A 221-nucleotide genomic window follows, 5' to 3' on the forward strand; every position below is an offset into this window, starting at 1 on the left:
ATGGCGTTGAACAGGTGGGTGACGCCCGAGAGGCCGTGGTCGATGGCCTGGCGCAGGGTCTCGTAGCGGGCGTTGGTGTGGCCGGCCGCCACGATCACGCCGGCCTTCGAGAGGCGGGCGATGACCTCGGGCGTGGTCCGCTCGGGGGCCAGGGTCAGCAACAGCTTGCCGCGCTTCAGCGACGAGAGCAGGGCGATGGCCTCGTCGTCGAGGATCCGGAA

The 221-nt window shown here is 70.1% G+C and carries 1 pseudogene; it reads right to left on the reverse strand.

The features are described from left to right. A pseudogene (locus tag AX690_RS10165) lies at nt 1-221 on the reverse strand (N-acetylglucosamine-6-phosphate deacetylase); the annotation flags it as partial.

Origin of the sequence: Caulobacter sp. CCH9-E1 (genome assembly GCF_001556515.1) — a bacterium.
In the GTDB taxonomy this organism is placed as follows: domain Bacteria; phylum Pseudomonadota; class Alphaproteobacteria; order Caulobacterales; family Caulobacteraceae; genus Caulobacter.